Annotated in this window: 3 protein-coding genes and 1 pseudogene; all 4 read right to left on the bottom strand. The window is 41.5% G+C overall.

From position 1 onward, the window contains the following. Window positions 1-530: 5'/3'-nucleotidase SurE (locus C1642_RS19585; protein ID WP_228153915.1), on the bottom strand; the 530-nt coding region annotated here is incomplete at its 3' end. A 229-nt stretch (window positions 531-759) separates the two neighbouring features. Further along, the gene (locus C1642_RS14685; RefSeq protein WP_103236497.1) at window positions 760-1,923 is read right to left on the bottom strand and encodes a hypothetical protein; all 1,164 of its coding nucleotides are present in this window, start codon (window positions 1,921-1,923) and stop codon (window positions 760-762) included. After that, the gene (locus C1642_RS14680; protein WP_213064283.1) at window positions 1,916-3,244 is read right to left on the bottom strand and encodes a TolC family protein; all 1,329 of its coding nucleotides are present in this window, start codon (window positions 3,242-3,244) and stop codon (window positions 1,916-1,918) included. The genes C1642_RS14685 and C1642_RS14680 overlap by 8 nt, the downstream gene beginning before the upstream one ends. Continuing rightward, window positions 3,241-3,552 (bottom strand): annotated as a pseudogene (locus C1642_RS14675) (GH3 auxin-responsive promoter family protein); the annotation flags it as partial. The gene C1642_RS14680 and the pseudogene C1642_RS14675, both read right to left, overlap by 4 nt.

Raw genomic sequence — 3,552 nt, 5'->3', positions numbered from 1 at the left:
ATAGATGGAATCCCGCGTCCTGCCGAAAACTGTACATTGCCAATGGTGCCAGAGTGTACAACAACTTTTCCGACATTTTGACCTTCATTCGGACCAGATAAAACTAGGTCTGGTGCTTTACCCCAACGCTTTGGCGCAACCACATCTAGTCCATAAATTGTTGCCATGACTGGTGTACCATGCGTGTAGCTCCAGTCACCATTGGTATAACCCGCTTTGGTAAAAGTTCCAGCGGCAGGTGCGCCAATTGGTGCTGCGCCGTTGTGACAACCATTTTCAGCCGCAATTTGCTTATCATTATCCGCGGTAATTGTTGTTGAGCTGTACATCACAATTGCACCACCACGACCACTTTGTGGTGAACACGGTACAGAAACAAGCACGTTATGACCATTTGCTTTTAATTCATCATAAAGTGCTTTGACATTGCTGGTTAGACCGTCATCGTTAACCAATAAAATATTTAATGCAAAAGCTGGAGTCGTACACAAAGACAGAATAAGGCCGCCCAATAAACTTTTTTTCATCACTTAACTACCATGTTCTTAAATTTCGATTTGTATAGTAGTTGCGCTATATGTACGTTTAGTGACTAAGGATCAATAAAAATTAAAATAATTTTCCATTAAAAATTAAATAATTATATTATAAATTATTGCTATATTTTCTTTTATAAACTGATCTTCAACTTCAGCGCTCATCTTCAAAATGACAAAACCCACTTTCGTGGGCTTCATTAAAATTACTTCAAGTTTTAAGTTAAATACGTCCAACCTCTAAGTATGGGATCAGCTTTTTATCAAAACTTGGTCTTGGGTCGCCTTCAAAGCTAATAAAACCATGCATACCCGTTAAACGTTCACCTTTATAAAACTGGTTTAACTGATATCGCGGATCTTTATGTGAAAGCGTAAAACTCACCACACCAACGCCCTGCTGTTTTGACTTGTTATAGGCATCGTCGAGCATTTTATGATGCAAAGCCAAATCTTGTGGATGGCACATAAGCGTATGTAGCACATGGTATTTGATAGAGTCACCGAGTCTAGGCAAACGCATGGCTTTGGTAATTGGGGTTAGCAAGTTATAAACGGGTCTAAGCACAGCTATGGCCGAGCTGTAATTTAAAATTTTGGTTTGTTTAATACTATGCTGATCCCACAAACCAAACATGCCCACCAGTTTTTCACCTTTAAAATAAAGTGAAAAGTCCGAGAGTTTCATACCTGAAAAATACCGATGCCCTTGGGCAAGTTCTTCAAAGTTATAGGCTGGAATAAAGTTATAAAACTCTGCCATGTCACGAATAAACTGGTTCATGGGTGGTACATGCTCAGCTTCAGCGACACAAGTACGAATCTCTTGAAGATCACTCTGTTTATTAACCTGATTTAAAAAAGCCTTGATTTTCCGTTTTGCACCAGTGCTCGTCAGACTAAGTGTCTCTATAAGCCCTTCATCATAATAATCGGGCATTCCCGTTTTGCCTGTTTGGATGGCAGCACGCGCCGCGTGGTTATCATCAAAAATAATCATTTGGCTAAAGTTTGGTTCATGCATAGTCTGTTTTACATGTTTGCCTAAGACTTTCACCAATGATTTACCCCGATAGCTGTGATCTACCCGTAAATCTCCAGCATAGCGTAAGTTTTGAATGTTCCGATTGATATAACACGGACGATAACCATTGCTATAACAGGCCACTTTCTTTTGGCTTTCGGTATCTTCAATCACGACATGCAGTTTATGCCGATACACAATGTCAGACGCCCTAAAATAACTCGGTTCACGCTGAAAGCTGATTTGTATGCCTTTGGTGGTCATGGGTACGGCAATTAACTCTCGTAAAGCCTCGTCATCTGCCAAAGTCGCTTCACGGGTAATAAGCGTATTGTCAGCAAGTGGTGTATTTGTTTTATTCATTATTCACCTGTTGTGCGGTCTGTGTAGGAACCAAATTGTTTAAACGCCCCATTTGGTCGAGTAGCTGATAAACAAACACCACTTCGTCTTGGTCATTTACGGTTTTCTGGGTTTGTGCATCAAGTAGTTTCTGCTCGGTATTGAGCAAATCAAAGGTAGTTTTGGTGCCGACATCAAACTCTTTACGGGTATAGACAAAAGCAATAGACGCTGCCTCTATGGCATTTGCCAATGCGTCTTTATTTTGTCGGATCGTTTGAAGCTGCGCATAGGTGGTACGGGTACGCTTATTCAAGTCCAGCTCAAGACTTCGAATTTTTTGCGTAGCCAAATCGATATCGGCCTGTGCTTTTTTAACATTGGCCCGATTTAGTCCATCATCATAAAGCGGCACATTGAGCTGCACCCCAACCATATAGTTATTACTTTCAGAGCCAATATAACTCGCTTCATCTTGCTTTCCGGCACGGCTGGTCAGCATAACCGTTGGCCAGAGTTCTCGTTTAGTTAAAGCGTATTGTTTTTCGGCGGCTTGCTTTTCATATTTAGCCCGCATTAAAGCCGGATGGTTCTTGGTTTGAGCCAATATTTCATCTAGGTTAGCGGGAATAGTAGGTAATTGATTGATTGGAACAAGGTTGTCAGGTGTTGTACCTGTCACTTGATAAAACTGCGCTTCGCTTACGGTCAAGTTAGATTGCGCCTGTGTAATATCGGCTTGACCTTGCGCGACTTGTGCCAACACCTGAGCCAAATCCGCACGGGTAATCATACCGACATCAAAACGGCGCTTTGACTCATATAAAGACCGTTGCAGATTTGCCATAGTCTTTTGTCTAAGTTCTAAAATGGCTTTCTTCTTTAATACATCGGTATAGACCATCACGGTATTTAAAATCGTTTCCGATCTTTGATCTGATAAGCCTTGGTGTTGGGCAGAAAGCTGACTTTCGGCAATATCTATCCCTAAACGGTGCCGTCCAGAGGTATAAATCGGATAATCTGCCTGCAATTGCAAACTTCGGCCTTTACGGTTTCCTTCGGTTGGAAACAAGACGTGTGAAGGCGTATTTATTCTTTCATAGTCAAGTTGCCCGACTAAATTAACTTTGAGTCCATCACGTTGCTTGGCCTGTTCAAGCATAGCGGTGGACTGGTTCACACTTAAACGGCTCACTTCAAGCTGGCTTTCATGTTTTAAACTTGCTGACAAAGCTTCGTCTAAAGTCATGGCATGTGTATTCGACACAACCAACACGCCTAGATATAAGGCGTGTCGAAGTGTTAAAAACCGGGTATTAAATGGCTTCATCCCTTTCATAGTTGTTCCAAACTATTCAGGGTGACTTTTTTGAGTGGCTCAGGCTTGATATTGCCTTCGATAATGCCATCAAACATGACTAGTTTCTTGTACGCATTCCAGCCATTATTGGCTTGGCGAATTTGAGGCTGGTCGAGCTGCCCTAAGTTTCGTGCAAGTTCATAATGGAAGTTTTGACGTAAGATACTGTCGATATATTCATTGCTAATGCTGTGATGAATTTCACCTTCAAAAAGCACGCAATAAAATGGTTTTACTTGTTGTTGGGTATCAATCGCCAGTAAAGAAATCGCTTTTGACTCGGTTTC

The organism is Acinetobacter sp. AKBS16 (assembly GCF_002899995.1).
Lineage (GTDB): Bacteria > Pseudomonadota > Gammaproteobacteria > Pseudomonadales > Moraxellaceae > Acinetobacter > Acinetobacter baumannii.
Note: the sequence above shows the minus strand (reverse complement) of the source record. Positions and strands in the feature narration are given on the sequence as shown.

Coding starts and splice junctions, on each gene's coding strand:
- C1642_RS14680 (WP_213064283.1), bottom strand. CDS start 3,244: ATGAAAGGGATGAAGCCATTTAATACCCGGTTTTTAACACTTCGACAC.
- C1642_RS14685 (WP_103236497.1), bottom strand. CDS start 1,923: ATGAATAAAACAAATACACCACTTGCTGACAATACGCTTATTACCCGT.